General features: G+C 44.5%; 20 protein-coding genes and 1 tRNA gene. 13 read left to right on the forward strand and 8 right to left on the reverse strand.

What is annotated here, in order from left to right:
• Positions 1-87: 87 nt before the first annotated feature.
• From V144x_RS22655 to V144x_RS22690, 8 genes are all read left to right on the forward strand, one after another.
• Entirely contained in the window at positions 88-855 is a 768-nt protein-coding gene (locus V144x_RS22655) for an ABC transporter ATP-binding protein (protein WP_144988456.1), read from the forward strand.
• 56 nt (positions 856-911) lie between these two features.
• Positions 912-3,560: a Gldg family protein gene (locus V144x_RS22660; RefSeq protein WP_144988458.1), complete on the forward strand. Its 2,649-nt coding sequence runs from the start codon at positions 912-914 to the stop codon at positions 3,558-3,560.
• A gap of 103 nt (positions 3,561-3,663) precedes the next feature.
• Positions 3,664-5,526: a DUF4340 domain-containing protein gene (locus tag V144x_RS22665; RefSeq protein WP_144988460.1), complete on the forward strand. Its 1,863-nt coding sequence runs from the start codon at positions 3,664-3,666 to the stop codon at positions 5,524-5,526.
• A gap of 318 nt (positions 5,527-5,844) precedes the next feature.
• Positions 5,845-6,348 (forward strand): thioredoxin family protein, encoded by a 504-nt coding sequence (locus V144x_RS22670; RefSeq protein WP_144988461.1) that lies wholly within the window; start codon positions 5,845-5,847, stop codon positions 6,346-6,348.
• Between the two features lie 71 nt (positions 6,349-6,419).
• On the forward strand, positions 6,420-7,772 hold the full coding sequence (locus V144x_RS22675; RefSeq protein WP_144988463.1) for a hypothetical protein: 1,353 nt from the start codon (positions 6,420-6,422) through the stop codon (positions 7,770-7,772).
• A gap of 106 nt (positions 7,773-7,878) precedes the next feature.
• Positions 7,879-8,745 carry a pantoate--beta-alanine ligase gene (gene panC / locus V144x_RS22680; protein ID WP_144988465.1) on the forward strand — a complete coding sequence of 289 codons (867 nt, stop codon included), beginning with the start codon at positions 7,879-7,881 and terminating at the stop codon, positions 8,743-8,745.
• Positions 8,746-8,876: 131 nt separating this feature from the next.
• A complete protein-coding gene (locus tag V144x_RS22685; RefSeq protein ID WP_232098698.1) occupies positions 8,877-9,527 on the forward strand; it encodes a sigma-70 family RNA polymerase sigma factor in 651 nt (216 codons plus the stop codon).
• On the forward strand, positions 9,524-11,221 hold the full coding sequence (locus V144x_RS22690; protein ID WP_144988467.1) for an anti-sigma factor family protein: 1,698 nt from the start codon (positions 9,524-9,526) through the stop codon (positions 11,219-11,221). The genes V144x_RS22685 and V144x_RS22690 overlap by 4 nt, the downstream gene beginning before the upstream one ends.
• A 45-nt stretch (positions 11,222-11,266) precedes the next feature.
• Here V144x_RS22690 and V144x_RS22695 read toward each other — a convergent pair whose 3' ends face one another.
• Positions 11,267-12,307 (reverse strand): SMP-30/gluconolactonase/LRE family protein, encoded by a 1,041-nt coding sequence (locus tag V144x_RS22695; RefSeq protein WP_232102608.1) that lies wholly within the window; start codon positions 12,305-12,307, stop codon positions 11,267-11,269.
• Positions 12,308-12,582: 275 nt separating this feature from the next.
• Between V144x_RS22695 and V144x_RS22700 the strand changes: the two genes are divergently transcribed.
• The 3 genes from V144x_RS22700 (at position 12,583) to gmhB (ending at position 14,253) form a co-directional block, all read left to right on the forward strand.
• Positions 12,583-12,656 (forward strand) — tRNA-His (locus tag V144x_RS22700).
• Positions 12,657-13,059: 403 nt separating this feature from the next.
• Positions 13,060-13,653 carry a D-sedoheptulose-7-phosphate isomerase gene (locus V144x_RS22705; RefSeq protein WP_144988469.1) on the forward strand — a complete coding sequence of 198 codons (594 nt, stop codon included), beginning with the start codon at positions 13,060-13,062 and terminating at the stop codon, positions 13,651-13,653.
• Between the two features lie 24 nt (positions 13,654-13,677).
• Positions 13,678-14,253 (forward strand): D-glycero-beta-D-manno-heptose 1,7-bisphosphate 7-phosphatase, encoded by a 576-nt coding sequence (gmhB, locus tag V144x_RS22710; RefSeq protein WP_232102609.1) that lies wholly within the window; start codon positions 13,678-13,680, stop codon positions 14,251-14,253.
• A 16-nt stretch (positions 14,254-14,269) separates the two neighbouring features.
• Here gmhB and V144x_RS22715 read toward each other — a convergent pair whose 3' ends face one another.
• The 5 genes from V144x_RS22715 to V144x_RS22735 form a co-directional block, all read right to left on the reverse strand.
• Positions 14,270-17,233: a response regulator gene (locus tag V144x_RS22715; protein WP_144988471.1), complete on the reverse strand. Its 2,964-nt coding sequence runs from the start codon at positions 17,231-17,233 to the stop codon at positions 14,270-14,272.
• Between the two features lie 423 nt (positions 17,234-17,656).
• Positions 17,657-18,460 (reverse strand): class I SAM-dependent methyltransferase, encoded by an 804-nt coding sequence (locus tag V144x_RS22720; RefSeq protein ID WP_197998588.1) that lies wholly within the window; start codon positions 18,458-18,460, stop codon positions 17,657-17,659.
• Between the two features lie 29 nt (positions 18,461-18,489).
• Positions 18,490-18,729, reverse strand: a complete 240-nt coding sequence (locus tag V144x_RS22725) for a Trm112 family protein (RefSeq protein WP_144988475.1) — start codon at positions 18,727-18,729, stop codon at positions 18,490-18,492.
• Positions 18,730-18,838: 109 nt separating this feature from the next.
• Positions 18,839-19,858 (reverse strand): sugar phosphate isomerase/epimerase family protein, encoded by a 1,020-nt coding sequence (locus V144x_RS22730; protein ID WP_144988477.1) that lies wholly within the window; start codon positions 19,856-19,858, stop codon positions 18,839-18,841.
• Between the two features lie 179 nt (positions 19,859-20,037).
• Positions 20,038-20,772, reverse strand: a complete 735-nt coding sequence (locus V144x_RS22735; RefSeq protein WP_144988479.1) for a GntR family transcriptional regulator — start codon at positions 20,770-20,772, stop codon at positions 20,038-20,040.
• Between the two features lie 253 nt (positions 20,773-21,025).
• Between V144x_RS22735 and V144x_RS22740 the strand changes: the two genes are divergently transcribed.
• Together V144x_RS22740 and V144x_RS22745 are read left to right on the forward strand one after the other, a co-directional pair.
• The gene (locus tag V144x_RS22740; RefSeq protein WP_144988481.1) at positions 21,026-22,306 is read left to right on the forward strand and encodes a Gfo/Idh/MocA family protein; all 1,281 of its coding nucleotides are present in this window, start codon (positions 21,026-21,028) and stop codon (positions 22,304-22,306) included.
• Positions 22,307-22,379: 73 nt separating this feature from the next.
• Entirely contained in the window at positions 22,380-23,786 is a 1,407-nt protein-coding gene (locus tag V144x_RS22745; protein ID WP_144988483.1) for an aspartate aminotransferase family protein, read from the forward strand.
• Between the two features lie 88 nt (positions 23,787-23,874).
• Here V144x_RS22745 and V144x_RS22750 read toward each other — a convergent pair whose 3' ends face one another.
• Together V144x_RS22750 and V144x_RS22755 are read right to left on the reverse strand one after the other, a co-directional pair.
• Positions 23,875-24,852, reverse strand: coding sequence for a tetratricopeptide repeat protein (locus V144x_RS22750; protein ID WP_144988485.1), 978 nt, complete (start codon positions 24,850-24,852; stop codon positions 23,875-23,877).
• A 194-nt stretch (positions 24,853-25,046) separates the two neighbouring features.
• Complete coding sequence (locus V144x_RS22755; protein WP_144988487.1) at positions 25,047-26,609, reverse strand: ATPase; 1,563 nt, start codon at positions 26,607-26,609, stop codon at positions 25,047-25,049.
• Positions 26,610-26,612 lie beyond the last annotated feature (3 nt).

Below are 26,612 nucleotides of genomic sequence, written 5' to 3' on the forward strand. Positions count from 1 at the left end.
GAAGACTTTTGAGTTTCAACGAAACCCTAAACATAGACTTATTCTGTTGAATCAACCCACAAGACAATCATCGGGAGTATTATTGCAATGTCGGAACAGGTTCAGCAATCTCCTGCAGAACAGTCAAACAGTTCAGCTCAGGAGATGATGATCGAATCCATTGGATTGAGCAAATTCTATGGTCAGTTCACTGCAACAAAAGATGTCACATTTTCTGTCCCCCGCGGTCAGGTGGCCGCCTTCCTCGGTCCCAATGGCGCGGGCAAATCAACCACAATGAAACTGCTCTCGGGCTTTCTTTCTCCCAGTGAAGGTCACGCGCGCGTGGGTGGTTTTGACGTGAGTACGCATCGGATTGAGGCTAGTCAGAAACTGGGCTACCTTCCAGAAAATGGACCACTTTATGAAGAAATGACACCTCGAGGCTTTTTGAAGTATGCCGGAGGTGTACGAGGAATGTCAAAAGCGGAACTCAGTAACAGGCTAGAGTTCGTGATGGATAAATGCGACTTGAGCAGTGTCTGGAAGAAACCCATTCGGAAATTGTCACGTGGTTTTCGACAACGTGTAGGCATGGCACAAGCATTACTGCATGACCCGGATATCTTAATATTGGATGAACCAACGAGTGGACTCGATCCGAACCAGAATCAGTCAGTGCGCGATTTGATTCGCAGCCTGGGAAAAACAAAAACGATTCTGCTTTCCACGCATATTCTCCAGGAAGTGAAAGCTGTCTGTAGTCGTGTGATTCTGATTAATCAGGGCTCCATTGTTTTTGATGGATCTGTATCAGACCTCGGTGGCAGTCAGGATGATATGGAAACCAGCTTCCACAAATTGACACACGCGTAAACTCTAAACCGATTCATTCTAATTCATGATAAAGCTGACGTAAGGACCCTTCTATTATGTTGCGGAACAACGTTGTACTGGCCATCTTCAAGCGAAACGTACAAAGTTACTTTTCTGGAGTGCTGGGTTATCTGTTTATTGTCGTCTTCGTAGTTGCTGGTGCTTTTGCCGCCTTCAATCAACAATTTTTCGCGAACAACCAGGCAAATCTGGACCAACTGACTCTCTGGTACCCCTTATTGCTGCTATTCATTATCCCGGCAATTACGATGAGCGTCTGGGCTGATGAAAAGAAAATGGGCACCGATGAGTTGCTGTTTACACTCCCTGCTTCCGATGTCGAAGTCTTACTTGGCAAGTTCTTTGCAGTGCTGGCAGTCTATACGATCGCGCTCCTGTTTTCCGTCACACACATCATGGTATTATTGAGAATTGGTAATCCGGATATCGGTTTAATGTTTACCACGTACTTTGGATACTGGCTCGCCGGCGCGTCTTTACTGGCGGCAGGGATGTTTGCTTCAGCATTAACCAGTAGCACCACCGTTGCCTTTGTTCTGGGAACCGCCATCTGTGCGATCCCCATTTTTATCGGTCAGGTCGCCCCCAGTAATAATCTGATTCAGGGTTTGAGCCTTGTCACACAATTTCAAGATTTTGGTACAGGGGTCCTGCCATTAGGCTCGATCCTGTATTTCATCTCGCTGGCTGTGATGATGCTTTATTTGAACCGAGTGCTGATTACCCGCAGACACTGGAGTTCTCAAGAACAAAATTCCATGGGATTGCAATTTTTGGCTCGCACGGTTTCTCTGGCAGTCATCTTGATCAGTGTGAACGTCATCGTCTCTTATGGCAGCAGCCGTATCGACATGACCAATGAAAAAGTATTCAGTCTGTCACAAACAACCAAGGATCTGATCTCGAAAATCGATGATAAGAATCCCGTCACAATTGAAGCATTTATCAGCCCCGATGTTGCACGAGAGTATGTCCCCATTCGCAAACGCTTAATTGGCCTGTTGCGTGAATACAATCAGATCGGTGGGAAAAAATTACAGGTCCGGTTTGTTGATGTCGTACCTTTCAGTAAAGAAGAGGAAGAAGCCAGACTGCTCAATATTACTCCACAACAAGTACAAACAGAACGCGGCGGTCGTGCTTATGTCGATACGATCTTCATGGGAGCTGTCGTTAAAAGTGGTACCGATGAAGTTGTCATTCCATTCTTTAACGTGGGAACTCCCATTGAATATGAATTAACGCGTTCGATTCGTACCGTCTCCAAAGATGATCGGCTGACAGTAGGAATCCTGAATACCGATGCCAACATCTTTGGTGGATTTAATATGGCAGCAGGCGGTAACCAGCCCCCCTGGCTCATTGTCAGTGAGCTCAAGAAACAGTACCGCGTACAACAGGTTTCTCCCGACTCGCCCATTAGTGATACGGAATATGATGTATTGATTGCTGTTCTGCCTTCCTCGTTGACACAACCACAATTAAAGAATCTGGTCGACTACGTGAAAAAAGGAAAACCAACGCTGATTTGTGATGACCCACTGCCTGTCTTTGGCGGTGGTCGAGGTATTCAAGCCGCTCCACGTATGCCCAAACCCAGCCCGGGCGGAGGTATGATGGGAATGCGGCAACCTCCTCCAACCCCTAAAGCAGATGAAGGCAGATTGACCTCGCTGCTCAACGTATTACAGATTGCGTGGAATAATGGTGAAGTTGTATTCGATTATTTCAATCCTCATCCTGAATTTTCTGAAGTCGTTCGTCCTGAGTTGATTTTCATTACCCCGAAAAGTGGTACAAGGGGTGCCTTTAATTTAGACAGTAACATTACCAGTGGGTTACAGGAAATCTTGACGTTCTTCCCCGGTAGCATTCGTCCTCGTAAAGGCAGAGACCTCAATTTTGAACCGCTACTGAGAACGGGGCCGAACTCGGGACTTTTAGATTGGGGAGAAATCACCAGCCCCTTCTTCAACTCGATTAGGATTGCTCAAGATCCACCGCGGCAGATTGATTCTGACGCCCATGTGCTGGCAGCCCATATCACTTCAACACCGAAGTCAAAAGAGAAGAACATTAATGTCATCTTTGTCGCTGATGCCGACTTGATTTCTAATGAGTTATTCAATATTCGTGAACGACAGGCATTCGGCTTAAAGATTGATAATGTGACATTTTTACTTAATTGCGTCGATCAATTAGCGGGCGATGATTCCTATATTGCACTACGAAAACGTCGTTCGAAGCATCGCACACTGACGCTTGTGGAACGGGAAACCTCGGTCTTTGTTAAAGAACGTAACGAGGAACGCGAAAAAGCGACGAAAGATGCAGAAGCAAAACTGCAAGATGCCCGTGATCGTTTGAAAGCCGAGCGTGACAAAATTGAGCAGGATAAATCTCTAGACAATCGTACAAAGCAGATCATGTTACGTATGGCTGAAGAAAATGAAAATCGACGCCTGGAAGTTGATGAAGCAAAGATTGAACGGGAAAAACAGCAACAAGTTGAGAAAATCAAAGCCAGGACAGAGCGTCAGATACGTGAAATTGAGGATCGTATCCGCTGGTATGCGATTCTTGTGCCTCCCTTCCCGGCAATTCTGTTAGGAATCTGCTTTCTGTTTTTCAGAATGAGCAATGAAAACCAGAACATTTCTCCTGATCGAAGATTAAAGAAATAATCACAGGTAAATTGAAGAAATAAGCCTGTAATTGGAAATAGAAGTTAAACTGTGTCCTATTGAATTCAATTGAAACCACCGTTTTTAAGTAAAATCGTTTACCATGAATGAAACGACCAAAACACTGACCTTTGTAGGGATTGCTGCCGTTGCTTTAGTAGCGGCTTTCATAACTGATCGCGCATCTCAACCGGCTCAATTAACTGGCTATGAAAATGTGGGAGAGGAATTCTATCCTGATTTTTCTGATCCAACACAGGCAAAATCGTTGCGTGTTGTGAGCTACAATGAAGATTCTGCTACCCTGAAAGTCTTCAATGTCGAATTCAAAGACGGCGTTTGGAAAATCCCCTCGCATCACGATTATCCAGCTGACGCGGAAGACGAATTGGCTGAAACCGCAGCGTCACTGGTAGGCGTTGTGCGGGGTGCTTTGGAAAGCAGACGAAAAAGTGACCACGAACGCTTTGGTGTGATTGACCCGCTGGACGAATCGAATACGAATCTCAAAGGTCGCGGGCAAAGGCTGACGCTCGCAAAAGAAGGCGGAGCACCACTGGTCGATTTTATTATTGGTAAGGAAGTTCCTGAACAGCCAAACGAGTATTACGTCCGCAAAGTGGACGAAGACTCCGTGTATCGGACCAAACTCAATGTGGATCTCTCCTCAGAATTTTCTGACTGGATTGAACCTGATTTGCTGAAAGTGGAACGAGACCGGCTGGTTGAAATCATTGTCAATAAATATTCAATTGACGAACGACAACGGCGGATTGTGAACCGGGAACTGGCCACACTGAAACGTAAAAAATCGACTGATCCCTGGGAGTTGGAAGGTTTGAATAAAGAAACCGAAAAGCTCAATACCAGTGATGTCAACCAGATGATCAATACGTTAAGCGATTTAAAAATCCAGGGTATTCGTCCCAAACCTCCTGGCATTGCCAAGGAATTGAAAACGTCTGGAAACCTGAGACTTGATCCTCTCGATTTTGTAGATCTGCAAAGTAAGGGTTTTATCCTGGCCAGTGACCCCCAGGGAAATCAACAGCTGGTCTCTAATGAAGGCGAAGTGATTGTCGCCACAAATCAAGGCGTCTTGTATTCACTCTACTTCGGAGAAATATTTACTGGTAGTACTCTGGATATTGAAGCAGGAAACAGCGCTAAAAAGAAAGAAGAAAAACCAAAAGAAAAAGCAGACGCTTCTGATTCAGAGGAAAAAAAAGACTCGGAGGAAAAAGAAGACGAAAAGACGGATGATGGTGCCTTAAAAACCAGTCGCTATTTATTCGTGACTGTTTCGTTTGATCCTTCCTTTGTTGGTGATCCTCCACAAAAACCAGAAGAGCCCCAAAAATCTGCGGGGCTCAAAGAAAAAAAGGCGGAAGATAAAAAGAAAGTCGATACCAAACCTGCTGACAAAAAAGAAGACACCCCTAAAGAGAACACAAAGAAAGAAGAAGAAAAACCGACACCTGAAGAAGAATACGAAATCGCGATGAAAAAGTATCAGTCAGAACTCAAGACTTATGAAAAGAAGTTGAAAGAGTATGACGAGAAAGTGGTGAAGGGTAATGAAATCGTACAAAAACTGAATGAACGTTTTGCAGACTGGTATTATGTGATTTCTGCTAAGAGCTTTGAAACTCTGAGAATGTCACGCAAAGCACTAATTGAACCCATTGAGAAACCCAAGGAGGAAAGCAGCAAAACAACTCCTCCAGCGGGTGCTGGCAAACCAGCAGCCAAGAATGGTAAACCAGCCCCAAAACCAAATGCTGGTTCTAGGAAACCCAAACCATCACCCAACAAGAAACCAGGTCCTTCGAAGAAGGAATCTGACCCCCAACCGAAAAAGAAGCCAGCCAAACAGCCCACGGAGACAAAAGAGTCTGGCACAGCAAAAGATCCCAAAGCAAAACCAAAAGGACCGTCTCAACCCAAAACGCCTCAAAAAAACTGATCTTATATTCAGTATTTTTGTAAAGCCGAATCGATGGTGCACTTCCGTCTGCAAGTGTTTCCCTCAGATACGGCTTTTTTTATAGGCGTTTGAGCCCGCGCTCTACCGGTTAGATAAACTTTACTGGCCACGTCCATATTATGCGGAAATTTCGGATCGAATCGTTCATGAAAGATCCTCATCTCCTACCGATAAAGCTTAATGGATGAGTTATAACGATTTTGTAAGTTCAGCTCTCTTAACCGGGTCATCAAATTATCACTCATATGAGTCAGTTGCAAAGGAATTGCAGCTTGTACTTGTGAAGGAGTCACAGAAATGCAAAGACTTCAAACTAAAAATCAATGGATCCTGACTTGCTTATTGACTGTCCTGTTAGTGGGATTGTTTTTCGATCTCTCTCAGGCAGAAACGAAAACGCGTTCAGCAAGTCAGACGGAAGATCCTATTAACTGGCATACGGATCTGGAAACAGCACATCAAGCTTCATTAAAAAGCAATAAGCCAATTTTTATTGTCTTTGATGCCAGTTGGTGTACTTACTGCCGAAAGCTGGAAAAAGATACACTTTCTGACCCCAGAATGGCTAAATACCTCAATCAAGCCTTCGAGCCAGTTCATCTGGATTTTGATAAAGATCGAGAAATTGCCAACGTTCTGAAGGTAAAATCGATACCCTGTACTGTCATTCTCAGCTCAGAGGCAGATCTCTTGGCACGGCAGATCGGTTATTCGAAAGTCCCTCGATATCACGCGATGCTGGAAAAAGCCCGTAAATTACAGGCCGTTATTCGACACATCGAATACTCAAAAGGACGCTAATTTCGCTGAGAAGCTTGATTCACCCCGGGGCAAATCTTGAAAAATCCTCGGGGAACGTGTACTTTGCGCATATGAATAAAAGCAAAGAGCCTTTTGGCATCAATCCGTCAGGCGAAGGTGACTCTTGGGAGTCTCTCGCCGGTGATCTGTTTGGAATCGATTTCAACCAAGAAGTTGAGCCTGTACCTACGAATATCGAAGAGGAACTGACGGATGAGGGCGAAGAAGCATCCTCTGAAGAACAGACTCCAGCAGAAGAACCTCCGGTTGAGCAACCGGTATCAGAGACTTCATCAGAAGCATATATAGATGACAATCATTTCGGTTCATCCATATTTGAAGAAGATGAGGAATTCAGTCCCTCAGTTCCTGAAACAGCCGACAGCACAGAACAAGATCTTGATTCCGAGGCTGACTTCGAAATTGAAGAGGAAGAGCTGGAAGAAGAGTTCATCGAGGTTTTTGAAGCCGAAGAGGAATTAGAAGAAAGCGAGGTTGAGTTCTCCCCTGTTTCAAATATGACTGAAATAGAAGAGGAAGATGACGCCGAAGAAGAAGAAAAAGATACGTACTGGGACGCGCTTGATGGCTGGAATTGGGATGAAGATGATTCTGCTATTGTAAGTACTGACGTAAAAGCAACCGAAGAAGATGATGAGGCCATAGACGAAACTGTTGAATCTAAGCAACCTGCTCAGAAGAAACCTGCGAAGCCTCGAGCGAAAAAGTCTCGTCCTAAACCAGCAAAAAATAATCAAACACGAGCAGATGAGCGCCTAGACGATGACGATTCCTTCGGTTTTGGGCTCATTTCTCAAGAAGTCGAATTTGAGGAAGTTGCCTTTGATTCTGATGAAGACGAACTCGAATCAGAAGAAGAAGCTGTCGCTGAGGAACGTGAAGAAGAAGCAGAATCAACGGAAACAAAACGTCCTCGCAGGCGTCGACGACGCAGGCGTTCCCGTTCTCGTAAAAATCAGGAGACCATCGAGGGTGCTGAAGACGAACAAGGTGAAGAAGACGAAGATGTCGAACTCCAGACTGATAGTGAAGATGAAGAGTTAGAGGAATCTGAAGAACACAAATCGAAGAGACCTTCACGAAGACGCTCCCGTAGACGTAAAAAAGTGTCCCGTTCGGATTCAACTGACTTGGAAGAACTTTCTGAAGACGAGTCCACTTCACACCCAAATAAAAGTGAAGCAAAAAATAAATATCCCAACGTTCCAAGTTGGGAAGAAGCAATTTCCTATCTTCTGAATCCTAAACTTGTTGATAGTAAATCAGGTAAAGAGGACGAGGGGGAAAAACAATCTTCATCGAAGTCCGATAGTCCCAATCGAAGACACCCTAAACGATCACGACGCTCGTCTAATAAGCGTGGTGGAAATCGTTCACGGTCTTCTAAAAAGTCTTCGACATAACGGTTCTTTTAAGATGGCTGAGTTGTCTCAGTCACTTGAAATAGGCTAATGACTTGACACTCCGGTTTAATCAGGACATCTAGCACATCCTGAAAGTTTTGATCTCATGTCGGAACCATTCACCTCACCTATCAAAACTGTCCAGGAAATTCCCGAACTACGAACGTTAATCCAGTCACAACGTAAACAGGACGCTTCGATTGGTTTTGTTCCTACAATGGGAGCACTTCATGCCGGTCATGTCAGCTTGATTGAAGCAGCACGTCAAGATTGTGATTTTGTCGTTGTTTCCATTTTTGTGAACCCGACTCAATTCGGACCAAATGAAGACTTTGACAGCTATCCTCGATTGTTAGCACAAGATCTGGAGAAATGCCAGACAGCAGGAGCAGATCTGGTCTGGGTACCAACGACCGATATTATGTATCCGCCTCATTTCTCGACATATGTTGAAGTGAAAACACTTTCTGAAATTCTCGAAGGGGCAACACGCACAAATCATTTTCAGGGTGTCACGACGATCGTTACCAAACTCCTCCTGAGTTGTCTGCCTGACAAAGCGTTTTTCGGAGCGAAAGACTATCAACAGCAGGCAATCATTCGACAGATGTGTCTCGACTTGAATATCCCTGTCGAAATTAAAACCTGTCCCACTGTTCGAGATGCGAATGGCTTAGCTCTGAGCAGTCGAAACGCATACCTCTCTGAGGCAGAACGTGAGTCAGCCTTATCGCTCTCACATGCTCTGAATCTGGCGAAAGAAAGAATACAAGCTGGTGAAACTAACCTGAACCACATTAAAACCGAAATGCAACGACTTTTAAAAACAACCCCGTTGGTAAAACTAGACTACGCCACCATCGTGGATGCACAGACTCTGGAAGAGCTTGAAACTCCTCAACCCCAAATGGTCGCTTTGGTGGCTGCTTTTGTAGGAACCACCCGTTTGATCGACAACTGCACCTTAAATTGAGCCTCAATAGACTAAAATCGGCTTTCCTGGTCTGTATTTATCATCTGGTATTGACGTAACGTGTTAAAAAATAAGAAGATACTTACAAATCTCCTAAAATCCCCGTTTTCTTTTGAGAGCGGGAACTTATTTTGTCCCTCATTCGTCAATTAGATACTGTGACCAACAATGATCAACACCTGATTCAAGAATGTTTGGCAGGTCGTACAGAGGCGTTCGATCAACTGGTTCTGAAATATCAGGATCGCCTGTTTCGAACGTTAGTGCGGATTCTGGGTTCGAATGATGATGCGCGCGATGCGGCACAGGAAGGTTTTACACAGGCTTTTTTTAAATTGAACACATTCAGAGGAACAGCCGCATTTTATTCCTGGTTATTTCGCATCGCCTTCAATGCCGCGATTACTCAGAAAAGAAAAATTAAACGAACTTCCACCACACTGGATACACAAGACAACCCGGCTGGCAATTGGCTGGTTGATACACACCCTGAAAACCGCCCCTCCGATGTTGCCGAACTCTCCGAACGAAAAAAAATGGTCCATCAGGCCTTAAATGAATTACAAGAGGAATATCGTACCCCTCTGATACTGCGAGAACTGGAGGGGATGTCATACGGGGAAATTGCAGAGATCACGGAAATTCCATTAGGAACTGTAAGGAGCCGCATATTTAGAGGAAGGAACGAATTAAAACAGAAATTGAACACGCTTTTCCAGACCGAACCAGTCTCGCGTGCTTTCAAATCTGACCACGAGTCATCGGTAAGTGAATCAAAATGAGTAGTCAACAACCATCAAACGAAGATCTTTCTGCTTACTTCGATCATGAAGTCTCACCTGAGGAGCGCAGACAATTAGAGTCGCTTTTAGAGAATTCAGCTGAAGCACGGCAGGAACTACACGAAATCGGAGAACTTTCCCGACTTCTTCAGGAAACTGCTACGGAATCTGCGCCACCTGAACTGGCACCTTCCATTCGTAAACGAATTGAGCAGGAAACTCTGCTGACTCAAACAACTCACGCTGCAGTAAAACATACTCCCTCTGTATTTCGTTATCGTCTTGCTGTTGCAGTTAGTACCTGTTCTTCACTGGCGGCACTCGTTTTATTCGTATTGTTGATGAACTCTTACGTAACTCCTACCCAACCAGAATTCAGCCAAGGTTTTGCTATATCACAACCGTCTACTCCGCGCTCCAGCATGGAAACTGCAGTTAAAACAACAGAACTCGTTCGAGAAGAAAACGCCAGTGCCGATGTGAGTGCAGACGGCGTTAGTGCAGACTTAGAAGCCCACCAAAATGAGAAGGTCACAGCATTACTTGATGTTCTGATGGCCGACAATCAGACTAATCGTCTTGGTCTTAGAGGAAATGTCTCGTCTGGTAAAAAGGAAATGGTCGTCGAAAGTTTGAATGCACCAACGGCAGCTAAATCATTGGGTAAATTCTCGGTCATGAATAAACTTCCTGAGGGTGTTAATTTTAGTGACCATTCTAGCAATAGACTCAGGACTTCTATGGTCCCTCCTTCACAAGGGATTCCCGCTCATATTCCTCTCGACACCATTCGTATTGGAGACGTTTTACCTTACATTGGTGATATTGATGGAAAAGTGGCAGTGATTGAAGTTCGTGTTGTCGATGTTCAACAGGCTCTGGGAACGATGGAATTGCTTCTGGCGCGCAACAATATTCCCATTAATCAAAAGAAACAGTCTGAGGTGGAACGCCAGCTTCAGAATCCTCAATCCAGTTCTAAAAGTGAACTCAAAGCCAAAGGGCAATCACTGGCTCAGAGAAGTGACGAATCTGAAAATGAATTGTTTGCTGTCTACGTGGAAGCCACTGACAATCAATTATCTACGGCACTCCAGGAGTTCCAAAACGATCTCAAACGAGATCAGCTTGTGAGCCTCTCATTACAGCCTGCGATTAGCGAACGGTCTCTCACTGAGAAGATTGAAGAACTGCCAAAACTTCTGGCATACAAATCCAACACGCCACGATCTAATCATGATGCTTATTTTGAAGCCAAAAATGGAGCAAAAAAACCTACTTATACTCCAAAATCCAATGGAGCGGCACAAGAAAATCGTTCATCCGCAAAGTTCAAAAAGACGATTGCCGATTCAAAAGTCGATAAGGATTTAAAACGGGATCTTTCGCGTTCATTTCAGACTCGTTATCGCATGCAACTCCCTGAAGAAACCTTAGTGCGATCTAAAGCCACCAAAGGCAGAAAATCCAAGCTACTGGGGTCATCAGCGGGGGCACTGCCATCACCGGAATCTCCTCTCGCTGCCTCAAAACCGACTGGAGATGAACAGACTGATAAACTGACTCACCTTGCTCAAAACCGTTCTCTGCCGTTCTCTAAATCGCGGAATCTCAATCAAACGAAAACACCAATCAAAGTGCTCTTTGTGTTTAAAAACTCAGCGGGCACTCCTACTCCGGCAGCTCCTCGCTAAAGGAACTACCTGAGGACAGGAAATATGATACTTTTGTGAAATCAACTATTGAGCAGCGCCAATACGGCCTTTGGTTTTGGTTGGTATGCGTACCAGATAAGTGTCAGCAGTCAGATAGAGTGTTGAACCATCACCACCCCAGGCGCAGTTGGCTGTACGCTCACCGGTACTAATTCTGCCCAATAAATCTCCTGACGGGGTGAATACATAACAGCCACCTGGCCCTGTTGCAAATATGTTGCCTTTAAGATCCGTTTTCATACCATCGGGTAAACCCGGCAGTTTACCAACGGCTGAAGTGGCATCATAAAGCACTTTCCCTTTTTCCAACGTTCCATCTTCGTTCACAGGGAATGCTTTCCAGATTGCCGCCTTGGGATCTGATTGTGCTACATATAATGTTTTTTCATCGGGGGAAAAGGTAATCCCATTTGGACGCGTCATTTCCTTCGTTAATAAAGTCAACGTGCCATCCTTTGCCAGTCGATAGACACCACAGAAATCAAGTTCTCTGCGAGGATCGTCATAGCGATTCGGCAGACCATAAGGCGGGTCTGTAAAATAGAGATCGCCATTTGACTTATAAACCCCATCGTTGGGACTGTTGAGACGCTTACCCATATAGTTATCGACGAGCGTCCGCTTTCCTCCGTCTTTAGTAAGAACAGATACACGACGATCGCCATGTTCGCAGGAAACAAGACGCCCTTTCTGGTCTAGTAAAAGACCATTCGATCCGGGTTCTCCCCCATATTTGACTACTCCGGTGTATCCAGAGGGCTTCAGAAACAAAGAGGCACCAACTCCCTCTTTCCATTTCATCACGGAGTTCTTAGGAATATCCGAAAATAGCAAATATCCATCTTTAGCACCTCCGATCCAAACAGGACCTTCGCTCCAATCAAATCCAGAGGAGAGAACTTGGATCTGTGCATCTTTGTCAATGAGTTCATCCAGCCGCGGGTCAAGTCTGACCACTTCTCCAATGGTTGGAAAATTCACGGAATCCTGAGCCTGAGTTCTAGATTGAAAGAGGCTCAATACGAAAGTGATTAGAATCATGCAGGTGAGTCTAAGTGTTTTCATGTTTTTTTCCCTGTTTTCATTGTGTTAGTTCTGGGATGATTTCATAGGGAAATCTTGATGCATCAATTCTACAGATTCTTGACAGGAGATGCACGTATAGAGGGAATTTTACTGAATCGAGGCCATAGATTCGTTGCATCTCTAAATCCGCTTTGATAACGTAAAAATTGAACCTTTTGTCTCAACGGGAGTCTTTTCAGACGTACAATATTTGGTTAGAATCAGATCAATTCTGACAGAAACTGGTAAAATCATCAGCCAGTAGACTTCATGTGGTGGGTATAGCTCAGTTGGTTAGAGCGCCGGATTGTGATTCCGGAGGTCGCGGGTTCGACCCCCGTTACTCACCCCTTTTCCTTCAATCAGAACCATATTTCCTCTTCTCTGACCCCTGTCCTCTTTCTTTCCTGCTTTAAAAACTCAGGCTTTATCAGGATAGATCTTATCAATTGACCACCAAGTAGATGGATGGCATTGGATGAATCAGGCCATTTTGATTGTAAGCACATCAAATTTTTGCTTATTCTCATGAAATATTGAATAGCCAATCTTTCTATGACGGGCTTTTGAATCAATGTTGCCAATTTTTTTCTGATTCAACTATACTCCTAGCTCAGATAATCATTTTATGCAACCTATTCAAAGTTTGTAGCAATCATAGGAAAATCTCGTCTGGCTCATTTTGCCGATGATCATTTTTCGAGTCTTATCAACTTCGAGAAGTGAGACATAGAGATTTCGGAGCGAATCATATGAAAAAGGCAATCAAAATCATCTGCCGCAATTTGGAAAGATCGATTGAAGCCAAAAAGCTGCTTCTGGAAAATCCAGATATCCAGAATGAGTTTTCCAAGTCCGTTGATTTAGTTCTCAACAGTTACCAACAGGGAGGCCGAATCTATATTGCAGGAAACGGTGGTTCTGCCGCGGATGCACAACATCTGGCCGCTGAATTTGTGAGCCGACTGGCAAAAGACCGAGCTCCACTGGCCGCTGAAGCATTAACGACAGATTCTTCTATTTTAACGGCGATCGGGAATGATTATGGTTACGATTCTGTGTTCTCTCGCCAGATAACCGGTAAGCTCACACCACAGGATGTTTTTTTGGGAATTACCACATCAGGTAATTCTCCCAATATTGTAAAAGCTCTACAGGCATGCAAGGAAAAGGGAATTCCCAGCATTGTTTTTACGGGGCACGAGGGCGGCGATGTTCGTAATTGGAGCGACGTCTGTGTCATTGCTCCAGGAGAACTTACAAGCCAAATCCAGGAAGTACACTTAGTTCTTGAGCACACCCTTTGTGAATGCGTGGAAGCTGAACTGTTTGGCTTTGATATTTAAACCTTGAAAGAAAGATTTTTCATTTTGCAAAAAGCGTTTTTTCTTGATCGTGATGGTGTAATCAATATTGAAAAACACTATCTGCATCAGATCGAAGACTTCGATTTTATCGAAGGAATCTTTGAGTTGTGCCATGTGGCAACATCAGCCGGATATTGTTTAATCATTGTCACAAATCAATCTGGAATTGCGCGTGGGTACTACACAGAACAACAACTCATTGACTTGATGTCCTGGGTTGTGGATGAGTTTGCCAAACGGAATCTTACGATTTTAGACTTTTTTTATTGCCCACATCATCCAGTGCATGGAATGGGAAACTATCAAATTGACTGCAATTGCCGAAAGCCTAAGCCAGGAATGTTGCTGGAAGCGGCAAGAAAGCACAATCTGAATCTCTCAGAGTCAATCTTAGTGGGAGATAAATTGTCTGATATCAAAGCAGGAAAGGCCGCTCGGCTGAAGACAACGGCGCTCGTAGGAACCGGGCATCGTGTTAGCGAGCAGGATATCAATACGGCAGATGTCTTTGCACAATCTTTAAAAGAACTTAAAAACCAACTGTTTCCTTTCACAGTCAAAGCCAATCATGGAATTTGACAAGCTCGGATTCAGATCAGTTCGAAGTTTGTGCCTGTTCTCGCATAGTGTATTTACAAATCAGACTCAGTAACTGTTTACGATTGATCGGTTTGCTTGTATAGGCATCACAGCCCGCTGCAATACATTCCTGCAATTGGGTATTCATTGCATGGGCCGTGATAGCAATAATTGGTTTCGAATAACCGGAAGCTCTTAGCGTTTTCGTAGCAGTATAACCATCCATCACCGGCATCTGGATATCCATTAAGATAATATCAAAAGGAGTTCCCTTCTCCTCCGCAGACTGTGCTGCTTCTACAGCCACTTTTCCATTTTCAGCAAGTTCATATTCGCATTGCCATTTTTTGAGTATGTAAGAAAGTAAATGTTGATTATCAGCCCCATCATCTGCTACGAGTACTCGTGGAGAAAAACCAAAGTATTCTTTCAGACTGTCTGGTATAGTGTGTGAGGCGACTTCTTCGGTCACCAGATCCTGCCCTTCAGAATCATACTGAACCAGATTCACATCTGCTGAGACTCCTGTTGGAAGTTTAATGACAAAAGTAGAACCTACTGCAGAAACACTAGTCACTGAAATTGATCCATTCAACATTTCGACCAGTTTTTTGCAAATCGTCAATCCCAGTCCCGTTCCACCAAAACGTCGGGTCATTGAGACATCTGCCTGGATGAAGGGTTGAAATAGTTGTTGCATCTGGTTGTCTGTAATACCAACTCCGGTATCAACGACTTCAACTTGTAAGAATGGTACCTGATCTTCAATCAGGTAGCGTGCAATGACACTGACCGCCCCCTGGTCTGTAAACTTGATGGCGTTCCCGACCAGATTGACCAGTATTTGTTTGAGTCTGGTAGGATCTGTCTGAATATACTCTGGTATGGCGCCATCAAATTCTGTCGTGTACCCAATTTTCTTCTTGTCAGCGCGCACTTTAAGCAATGACTCTACATTGAATAAAATTTGTGTGGGAGAACATTGCATCAATTCCACTGTCATTTTTTGTGAATTGATTTTTGAGAGATCGAGCAAGTCATTGATCAAACAAAGTAAATAATCGCCATTTTGTTTAATGGTCTCGATCATTTTCACTTGAGACCTGGACTCCAATTGCTCCGTTAATATTTCTGAATACCCTAAAATAGCAGTCATAGGAGTTCGGATTTCATGGCTGATATTGGCCAGGAATAAATCCTTGGAGATGTTTGCTTCCACTGCTTGCTGCTGAGCCGCTTTCAGATCTTCAGTCAATCGATCATTAATAATGGCCATACCAATCAAATCACCAATGGATTGCAGGAACCGTATCTGGTCAGGATCATCATCCGGAAATGTTTCACTGGATAAAACCATTGCGCCGAGAGACTCTCCCAGATGCGAAATGGGAACCAGGTAATGGCCATGCGATCCGTCTGATTGACGTTCTTCTTTAGTTTTGGAGTCACAGTGACATTGATTAATGATATGTGTCTGAATCACCGAATGAGGATATTCTGCATACTCTTCTTTAAACCAATACTCATGATAGGTGAAGGGAGGAGAGACAACAAAATCTCCAAAACGAGAGAGCAGTTCACATTGTTTAGTCTTTGTATTATTCAGATATAGACACCCCTGCTTCAGATGCTGGAATTCAGGAATGTCAATCAGTGCACTCAATACCTGATCCATTTTTTCTTTCAAAGACGTCTGTTGTTGTAAGCTTTTTGCAACTCTGGCTCGAATGACAGCTTGAAGATGTTTCTGAGACTGCTTTTTCTCGCTCAAAACCTTATTCGTAATATCTCTCTGCACCGCCACGTAGGAGATACATTCTCCCTGTTTATCATAGATCGGGGAAACCGTCATGTGTACCCAACGATATTGTTCCAGCCAGTTTTTCTCCTGCCGTGAACTCTGACCTAATAAGGGTAAACTTGAAACCGTTTGACCTACCTTGCGGCGATTAATTAACGTTCCCTTCCAGGTCTTTCCTGAAAGTAGTTGATTCCATATTTCCTGATATGTTTCTTCCGGATTGAGATGACTCTTGAGACAACGCGGAGTCTGCCCGAGAGCGTCTGCAGCCGACCACTCATAAAGTTCAGAGAAAGCCGGATTGACATATGTAATCATGCCTGTTGTGTCTGTAATAAAGACTGCATCAGCACTTGATTCAATAGCGCGTGCCAACCGCTCGACCTGCTCTCGTTCCTGTACCAATTTGGTGATATCCATCACCAGAGCCACAATCGCCGGTTTAGAAAAAACGGTAGTTCTCTGAAGATAAACTTCAGCAGGATAACAAGTCCCTCCCTTTCTCTTAAATTCTGAATTGAGAAATGTTTGGGAATCTTGGCTCTCTAATAATGAATGAAATACCTCTTCAAGTTGCGCTCTGAAATCTTCCTTCACTAATTGAAAAGGAGTCATCGAATTGAGTTCCTGCGAAGTATAACCCAGATTTTTTGTGGCACCCCGACTCGCATAAAAAAGCTGCAGAGATTCGGCGTCAAAAATATAAATCTCGTTTAATGATTCTTCGAGCACATTGCTCAGTGCCATCTGAATTCGGTCAGACTTCTGATTGGCAATGATCTGGAGTATATTTCGAATGCGTTTGTGAACAAGTGCCGGGCAATAAGGTCGCAGCAAAAAATCATCGACGCCATTCGCAAGCGCGATGGTTATTTTCTCCGATTCCTGGAACTGAGATGTAGCCATAATCGCAGTATTGGCGAGTACTGCGTGTGATTTGTAAAACCCGATCACCTCAATCAAATCCATCTCCTGGATTTCGAGGCTTAAGATAATAATGTCTGGCTTAAGTTCTAATGCCTTCAACAATGAATTTTTTACATCGAGACAATGATGTATTTCATATCCCTCTTCAGTATTAATTCTCTCAAATTCAACAAAATGGTTTGCCTGGTCATCCACATACAGAATGCACGGAGACCATTGCCTCTGCTCATCGAGCAAGTTCAAAAGCTGCATACTGAACCTAAACCTATCTATTCTTCAGTGCCAAAATCATAGATGGACGTATTCACATTTTCAGATATTTTCACACGTTATTGCTTGTTTTTAGCGCGTCTTATAGTAGTTCTACCTACTCATACTTTTGTTGATCGGACGCTTTTTCGCTATAAATCCAATATTTTGCCATGAAATTGGAACACGAAAGAATCGAAGTAAGAGGTCTCTCAAGCAAACTATTCCAAACAGAACAAACGGTTTTATCGGTCCTTTTGGATTCATCGCTTTGAGAAGGAGAGAGGCAGGAGGGATAGTGTTGAAACGATACAGGATTCAGCTTGATCTTCACCGGTTAAAGGAGCTTGTCTCAGCGAGTCGATCTCAGCCAGGAATTTGTTTTCAGTGTGTGGAGTAGACTTGATATGATCTTCAGATCAGATTTTATTTTGCTGCGGTTTTCTCGAAAACCAGAATATGCTGCCGAGGCAGGATCCCGATAGTCTCTTTCCATTTCAAATTCAGCTCTGGTCGGGAAACTTCTTTCTTCGCTTGTGCCTCAGACATTTTATGTACGAGTTTGATCGGCACAGCGGGGTCTTCTTTGCGATATTCCACCAGCACCACACGCCCTTTCGGCTTTAATGCTTTTGAAATTTCCTGCATCATTTCAAAGGGAAATTCAAATTCATGATATACATCTACCATAATCGCTAAATCAATTGATTCTGGCTTGAGTCCAGGTGATTTCTGAGTTCCCAACACGGGATGAATATTCTTGACACCTTGTTTTTCAAGTTTTTTGTTAAGCAGTTCCAGCATCTCTTTTTGAACATCCACTGCGTAAACTTTACCGTCAGGGCTCACATGATCGGCTAGAATCACGGAAATGACGCCGCTGCCCGCACCGATATCTGCAATCGCCATGCCGGGCTTCAGCTTCAATGCTTTCGGGAGCAAAGACAGTCGTTCTTCCTGCTCGCGTGCTTTGCGTTCCAGCCAGGGAGCTCCCTGATAACCCATTACACGGGCGATTTCGCGTCCCCGATAGAATTTACCGATACCATTCGGGTCATGATCCCGCTGATAAGTATAGAGCGTTTTTTTTGAATCCTGCTGGCTCTGCTTCTGAGTTGCTGTCGCAGGTTCATCTGCGATCAGAGGAAGCGTTAACCAACAACTTACCAGAACATAAAATGAGAATCTGATGAAACAATTCCAAGCTAGAAATTTCTGCCATGCATCCATCAGTTTCTCTCCTCTGTTAGGAATTTAGTTCAGGAAACTAACTCTCCTGAAACAGGATTTCGGTCATTGCGTTTCATGATTTCAGCCCACTCTTCCTGAGGAACTTGGGTCGCTTCCTCCACCAGCATCACCGGAATCCCATCTTTGATAGGATACCTCAATCGCGATGCTGGATCGATAGAAACTAGAAAATCACCATCACACACCAGTTTTGCTTTTGTTTTCGGACAGGCGATAATGTCCTGCAAATGCTGAGGATCAAAAGACATTGTTTTTACTCTTGAACGACTTTAGTGTAATTGTAACAAATACAGCAGGCAACCACGGTTTTCTCTTGAACCAGGAATACCTACCATTCGATACTCATTGAAAGGGGATTTAGAAACCGCGTAAAATCTGGATATCTTTGAAGGTTCGTAGATCATAATCAATGCCGACATAATCGAGAACCGAACAAAGGGCTCTTACCGCCACTCCAATGCCGTCGGGTCCACTAAACCCGCCAAATTGTCCTCCACCCTTCAAATGTGGTTCTACTTCCAGGAAGACGCCGGGCGCCCCCAGCTTCTTCATTTTTTTCTCCATTTTTGGAAGAATCGTACGCAGTTCACGTAACACAAATTCGTGCCCGGCATCACCAACGTTTGCAGGTACAAAGTTTTTCAAGCGTTCTTCATCGACAACACCGGTCCATTCCAAATCAGAATCGACGGCATAGTCTTTGATATGCAGCCAACCCATCGATTTGCTCATATCATGAAACTCGCTCAAACACTGCATTGCGTCTTTATTCTGCGCCGCGATATTCCCGCCGTCATAAATGGTTACCATGTTAGCGCGTTTGACTTTGCGCGCCAGCTCAGCCAGCAATGGTCCGGTTTCTCCTATTAAGTTCGGCTCGATTTCGAGACCGTAAATCAAACCCTTTTTCGCACAAAGATCGGCAATCTGACCAATCTGGTCGACGGCCTGATTCATGTAGGGCTTGGGATCTTCTCCTTTGGGAGGATAAAAAGAAAAACCTCGAATCAACTTCGTTCCCAACGTGGTGGCGGCATTAATGGTATTTGCAACTTCTGTTTTCAAGTACTTTTTGAAAGGTACAAACACATTATGAGAGCCATCATCTTTATCAACCAGTTTGATCTTTCCAACACGGGCTCCAATGCTGGTGACGCTCATGCCATACTCATCATGCAGCTTGAGTAGCTGTTTATATTCCGCTTTATTCAAATCCACGACATGTTTGACGTTTCCATCACCTTTCACATCGATAAACCGAGGACTGTAATATTTCAGCCCTAAAGCAGAGAGTGCCACCATTTGTTCAATTGCTGTTTTATGATTTGCTGCTTCATCTGCAAATGCACTTAAAATCACACGTGGGTTGTCTGACATGACGAATTTTTGCCTTTTGTTTCAAAATCTAAAGCGGATAATAGAGTAAACCAACGAAACTGTCTTCGTCGGAGCCATTTTTGACAGGTTTGGGATAACTTTCAAGAGCCAGGAGAAGATCGCACTCGCTTTTCAACTGCATTTCATCATTTTGATCATCGAACTACCAGTTGCACCTGTCAAACAATCAAGCGATCGGGTCGCATTCGAGAAGCATTTCGTAAATGCATCTCCATGGCAACAGAAGCGGTTTCAGAGTCGCGATTCTTTAAGGAATCCAGGAGAACAGTATGATCATATAAGCCCCGCGTCATAATTTCTGGAGTTTCTTCAGCTGCGGAATAGGAAACCCGCTTATAACTCCAGCATTTATGAATGGCTTCAGAAATTGGTAAATTCCCACAATATTCGGCAATGGCCAGATGTAAAGCGTAGTCAAACGAACGAGATCCAGTACTCCACTTCTGTAAGTGTTCGCTAGAACGGTCTCCCGTTTCATACTGCTGCTGACAGGCTTTGACTTCAGCCGCCTGGTTTTCCAAGCGTGACAATTCTGCTTCAGTAATCCTTTGTGCGGCCATCGCAGCAGCGGAGGGTTCTAATAACAATCGCAGTTCATGGATTTCGACTAGCCAGTTCTCAGCCCCTTCTCTGACAACGGCACGATGGTTCTTTTGCTGAATCACAATTCCATCAGCCTGTAAACGGGCTAAAGCTTGTACTACTGGAGTTCGGCTCACACTAAGTTCACGTGCTAATTGCGTACTTTTCAGTTCTGTCCCACCGGGAAGTTCACAACGAATGATCCTGAGTAACAGTTTCTGATAAACCTCATCGACAAGAGAAAGACTCTCATCGTCTTCACGAACATTTTGTTCACTCAAATCGGATAGTAAAGAAACGTCATTAGTCACGCGAACCTCATTTCATCTGAAACGTTCGAAATCGATCGATCACTAAAATAGCCAGAACGGACATTGCGAGATCAGCTTCTTTGATTGACAAAGCCCTCTGATTGACTTGACAATCCCTCAGCAAACGCATAAAGTGCATTCACTTCAAGAGAATAACATTGAGCGAAAGATTCACACAACCCTGATTATAACAGATTATATGAATTTTACAGACTTTAAATCCACATAATCTGAATTCACTTAGGAATATTTCATGAGTTCAAAAACACAAGAAAACAAGCTGAAAGCTGGTTTGGTCGGATTTGGGATGATTGTTGATGAGACATATCGCCCCTTCTTTGAAACAGCCCATGAAACGGGCATCTACCAACGCACCACAGGTCCCATTGAGATTTCACTGGAGGCGGTCGCTACGCGAACCGGTGCTCGTGCCGAGAAGTATCTGGCTGAACGCGGTGAAAAAGTGGGAGGATTTCAAAGCTTCTCCGGAAACAATGCGATTGAACAGATGGTTGCTTCAGGACTGGATTTTGCCTGTGTTGCTTCTCCCGATGATCGCCACTTTGATTCCTGTAAGAAAGTTCTCGAGTCTGGAACACACTTGATCGTTGAAAAACCCTCGGTTCTAAAATTGCAGGAACTGGATGAACTGACTGCACTTGCTCAGGAAAACAATGTTGCTGCCAAAATTGTTTACCATAAGCTGCTCGATCCCGATCATAAAAAACTGAGAACGCTCGTCCATGACGATGTACTACAACACGTCAATAATGGTTATTGCTCTTTACTGGAGCCCAAGTCTATCTCTGGCAGTCAATTTGCACAGTGGATTACCGGCCGTAATCCGGGTACTTATGTTGCCGTTCACTATATCAAACTGATTGATTTTACGTTTGGTGGAAAACTCAAGACGATTACCGCATCAGGTCAACGTGGTTTGGTTGGCGAGAAAGATGGTCCTACCTGGGATAGTTGCCAGATGCGGATGGTTTACGAATATGACTCCGGACGCGAAGCCGCCTTTGATATTCACACGTCATGGGTCACTCCGGATAATTTTCCCGGTTATGTCGAACAGGAAGTTCAATTTCGTTTCGACAACGGGTTATGGAACGGCCATTCCCGCAAACGTGGTGTTGAGTGTACGGTAGAAGAGAAAACACCATTCACACTCAAAAACTCGATGAACAACCATTATAACGGCACTTTTGTCGAACCTTGGGGAACCCGTTCACAGCGTGGTTATGGCATTGAGGTCATCGAACGTTTTGTTCGTGAGGTCGCTTTCATTGAGCATGGCGGTCCCTCAGCGGAACGCCAACAGCGTCTGGAAGAAGTACGAGGATTAAGTTACAACGACTTATCGGCTGACCGCCAGACAGTTGCAGCCGTGCAGGCATTGGAAGCGATTCTCGAAAAACACGTTCAAGGTGAACCGGATTGCGTCGTCCGTGTTAACGACAAACGTGGCGGCCTGGTCCTCTTCAGTCCAGGCTCATCGGAGGCAGAAGTGCTTTACGAAGGTACGGTTTAAACTTTATGGAATTTTTCACTCTTTAAAACATTCTTTAGTGTCCCTTTATCATCCTAAATCAAAAGAGAAAATTATGACCACAGCCATTCAATTTGATAACGAAAATCAATCGAACGCGATTCGTCAGGATTTGTTTCAGACAGAACCCTTGGCCTTACGGACATTCACTCCCAGTCAAGCGGTGCTCGCAAAATCAGCAGGTTGCTTTCACTGGACGCCTGAAGGACGTCGTCTGTATGACTTCACCTCGGGTGTGCTCGTTGCAAATTTAGGGCACAACCCTCGACGCTGGATGAAGCGGTTCAGTGAGTATCTTGGCTGGAAACCCGAACACATTACCGGCGAAGGGGAAGGTGATTACTTTGAAGCAGTCACACTCACCGCCTATAACGCCGTCACTGAAATTGAAACGGAAGCCAGCAAACGGCTCATCGCCAATATTCAATCCTTCAAGGGAGGCAATCGTTGCGACAAGGTCATCTGGGCCGCTTCAGGTTCAGAAGCAGTGCAAAAGGCACTTTGGGCTTGTTTGCACCGGGATCCCGAGCGAGACATTATCCTGGCAACACGTTATGGATTTCACGGTAAAAAAGGGTTGGCTGGTGCAGTCACCGGATCAGAGACAGATCCAGATCGAGATCCCCATGTGAAATTTATCAGTTTCCCTCGGACGGAATGTGATGATATCACCAAATGTGATCAACCTCTGGATACAAACAAATATCGGAATGAGCTGGAAGAACTCTGGAATGCCTATGGCGACCGGATTAACTGTTTGATCACCGAACCTTATCTTGGTGGAGGAGGAAGTTACCATCCACAGGTTGAATACCATCAAGTATTGCAGGATTTCTGCCGTGAGCATGATATCATGTTAGTTCTGGATGAAGTTCAAGCGAACTTTGGGCGTACCGGATGCATGTATGCCTTCGAAAAATACCAGATTGAACCTGACTTCGTAGTACTCGGAAAAGGGCTGGGAAATGGAATTCCTGTCGCTGCGACTGTGGGACGCTCTGATGTTATTTCCTGCCTGAAGTATGGGGAAGCATCCGACACCTGGAGTGCAAACCCCGTCTCCTCTGCTTCCGTGTTAGCGACACTTGATGAATTCGAAAATACGGATGTAATGGAGAATACTCAGAAACTTTCGAAGATCTATATCGAAGGCCTGCAAAGTCTGAAAGAAACAGGGGTCATCGCCAAAGTTCGCGGAGAAGGAATGGTGTTTGGAATTGAGTGCGCCGAACTGGGTGGTAAAACCAGCCAGGAAGTCGCTATCGAGTTTGTCAAAGCCTGTTACCTTGGTGAAGAGGGTGGAGACGGCATCCACCTGCTGGGTGCTTTGGCCGGCAACGTATTACGCGTCAGTCCCCCCATGACGATGACAGAAGAACAGGCGCGAGACTCAATTGCACTTCTACAACGCTTGTGTGGAAAACTGGCGATAGAACTTCAGGCTGCAACTGCTTCCGCCTAATTGAAAATCACTGGCCATCAACGCAACAAACCCTGGTAATTACCAGGGTTTGTTTTTTTTGATACAATTATTATTCGATGTCTCTGAATTAAAACTTTCGTTGATTACGCCACTGTTCCAGTTGTTCAGCAGTCAAATTCGCAGGTGGCGCGGCTGATTTCGCATTGGATCCCAATTTATGTTTTTGTGGTGATACGCTTGCTCGGCTCATGCCTTGTACAGCACCCGATTTTTGTTGCCTGACTTGAGCTGACCTTTGTTTTTTTGCTTGTGAATTGGAATACGAAACCTGTTTGGCTCCCGCATTGAGGCCTTTCGTTTCACCTGATGTCACTCCTGCTAACATCAGACGATTTTCTTTCTCTCGACGAATTTCGTCGAGCCAATACTGCGCCTCGTTGAATTCCGGTTTCAATAAGACTGCCTGGAGGAACTGCTGCTCACTCGCCTGTAGCTGTCCTCGATCTCTTAAAATGTAGCCAATGTTATAATGGGCTTCTGCTTCACCCACAGCACGAATCAAATGGGGCATTGCTCCCTGATAGTCACCAGAAGAGGCCATTGCGATTCCCAGTTGATAACGAATGTTTTTATCTGCTGGAGCAGACTGCACTGCTTCATTTAATAGAGCGACCGCTTGATCCCACTTTTTCTCAGCCGCATAAAATTGACCGATGCTGGCACGGACATTGGGATCCTTTGGCGCCATCTCGAGCGCTTTTTGAAATCCTTTTTCTGCAGAAGCTTTATCACCGGCAACCTGATCTAAGCGGGCGAGTCCCAACACAGCTTCTACTGATTTTGGGTTTTGCCCCAAAGCAACTTCATAGGAAGAACGCGCTGTTTTCACATCGCCCATTTTTTCCTGAAGCTGACCATGCGTAATGTAAAACTTGTCTGGATCTTTCAGTTTTTGTTTCGCAACAAAAATTTTATCTTTCAAACTGGTCGGTGCTTCATCTGTACTGGCAACTGATCCCTGACGCATCGAAGAACAACCATTACAGAGTAGTAAGGCACAGGCAATTCCAGTAATCCATGTTTGTTTAGTCATCCGTACTGACATTTCATTACCTCCATGAGGTGCACGTGAAAGACGTGAATTGCGAATCAATCATTTTCTGATGGGGCACTACCCATTCGTATTGTGATTTCCAATTGATGGAAAAACAGCAATTGGCAGGTACGAATAAAATGAAAGAATCCAGTTGCTTTATGACCTTATCTGAAAGGTTCAATCAAGCGATGTAAGAAAGGAACTTATATTTGACAGAAGAAACGTTGCGCTGCTTCTGAGATTAGTTGGGTGGAAATGATGGGTTTCTGTCCTTTAAATCGGCAGATTGACTGAATAATCTCCAGTAAATCTCGCGGGTCGCTTGATCTGGGAGCTTTTCCCTGACGATAGCAATTATCATATAGGTAGTTTACAAAAGATGGATCAAATTCGATGTCGCGCTGACGACAACACAGCTTGCAAATTTCGGTAAAGATCTGCCGGGAGGGAGCGCTGATCTGAATTTTATGTCGAATCCGCCGTAGAAAGGCTTCGTCTACAAGATCCTTCGGATCCAAATTTGTTGAGAAGACAATCAGCTGTTCAAAGGGAACTGAGAATTTTTTACCTGTTGCCAGCGTCAAGTAATCCACTCGGTCTTCAAGCGGCAAAATCCACCGGTTGAGAAGGTTTTTGGGGCTGACCAGCTGTCTCCCAAAATCGTCTATCAGAAACACTCCACCATTCGCCTTGATGTGAAGTGGTGCCGTATAATAATTGCTGGATTGATTGTAACGTAAATCGAGCATCTCTAAGGTCAGCTCGCCACCGGTAATCACAACCGGCCGTCTGATTCGTCGCCAGCGCAGGTCACATTCTGGCTTATCCCAGCCTTTCATTTTTGAAATTCTGTCGGCATTTTGAGTTTCAACCAAACTCCGTTCCTGTAATTCAAGATCGTCGGTTGTTTGATGAATCGTTGGGTCAAACAGCGTGATAATGCTGTTTTCCATCTGCAATGCATAGGGCACGTAGATATCTCCGCCCTGACGATTCAGAAATTGCCCCAATCCTTTTGCAATCAATGTTTTACCATTCCCGGGTGGACCATAAATAAATATCGAACGTCCACTGCAAACTGCGGGACCCAATTCGTTCAAAAGTCCTTCGCGCAGGATGAAATCCTCAAATGCATGCTCTAATTTCTCGGGAGTACAATCAATGCCTGTGACAGTTTGCAAACGACACTGACGCACATAATCATGGAGTGGAACCGGAGCAGGTCCGACATAGCGACATTGTTCAAACGCTTCCCGTGCGCGAATACGTCCCAATTCAGTCAGATTAAAACGATACGAAGATCGACCGATCATCTTACCTGAACTCACCTCAATACATTTATCTTCTTTCAGAAAAATCAATGCTTCATCGATAATCCCAAACGGAAGGTGTGCGCTACGAGAGATTTCAATTCCCAGAGCACTGCCTTGCAAATAGAGTTGTTTCAAAACCAGATTGCACAACTGCATTAAGGACAAGCCACTCTCTTCCAGCGTCTGTGGTGCTGGAATCGACTCGCCCTCATATTGGCCATCATCTAAAGGAATGGCCTCTTCCGGTTGCTCTTTCACAAGGACTTTTTGTGGGTCCTCAGTCGGTTTTTTTTTCTGAAACAAGTCGTTATACAAATCAGAGAGATCGTGGTTCTTCGCAGTATATCGAGGCTCCTCTTCTGAGCCTGTCTCTTTCGGAGTGCCTTTCATATACTCTAAAATGGAATCATCGGGTGGATTCTGAGATTCGTCTTCCGTAGGTCGATCAATCATTTT

The sequence above is a fragment of the Gimesia aquarii genome (assembly GCF_007748195.1).
Classification (GTDB): Bacteria; Planctomycetota; Planctomycetia; order Planctomycetales; family Planctomycetaceae; genus Gimesia; species Gimesia aquarii.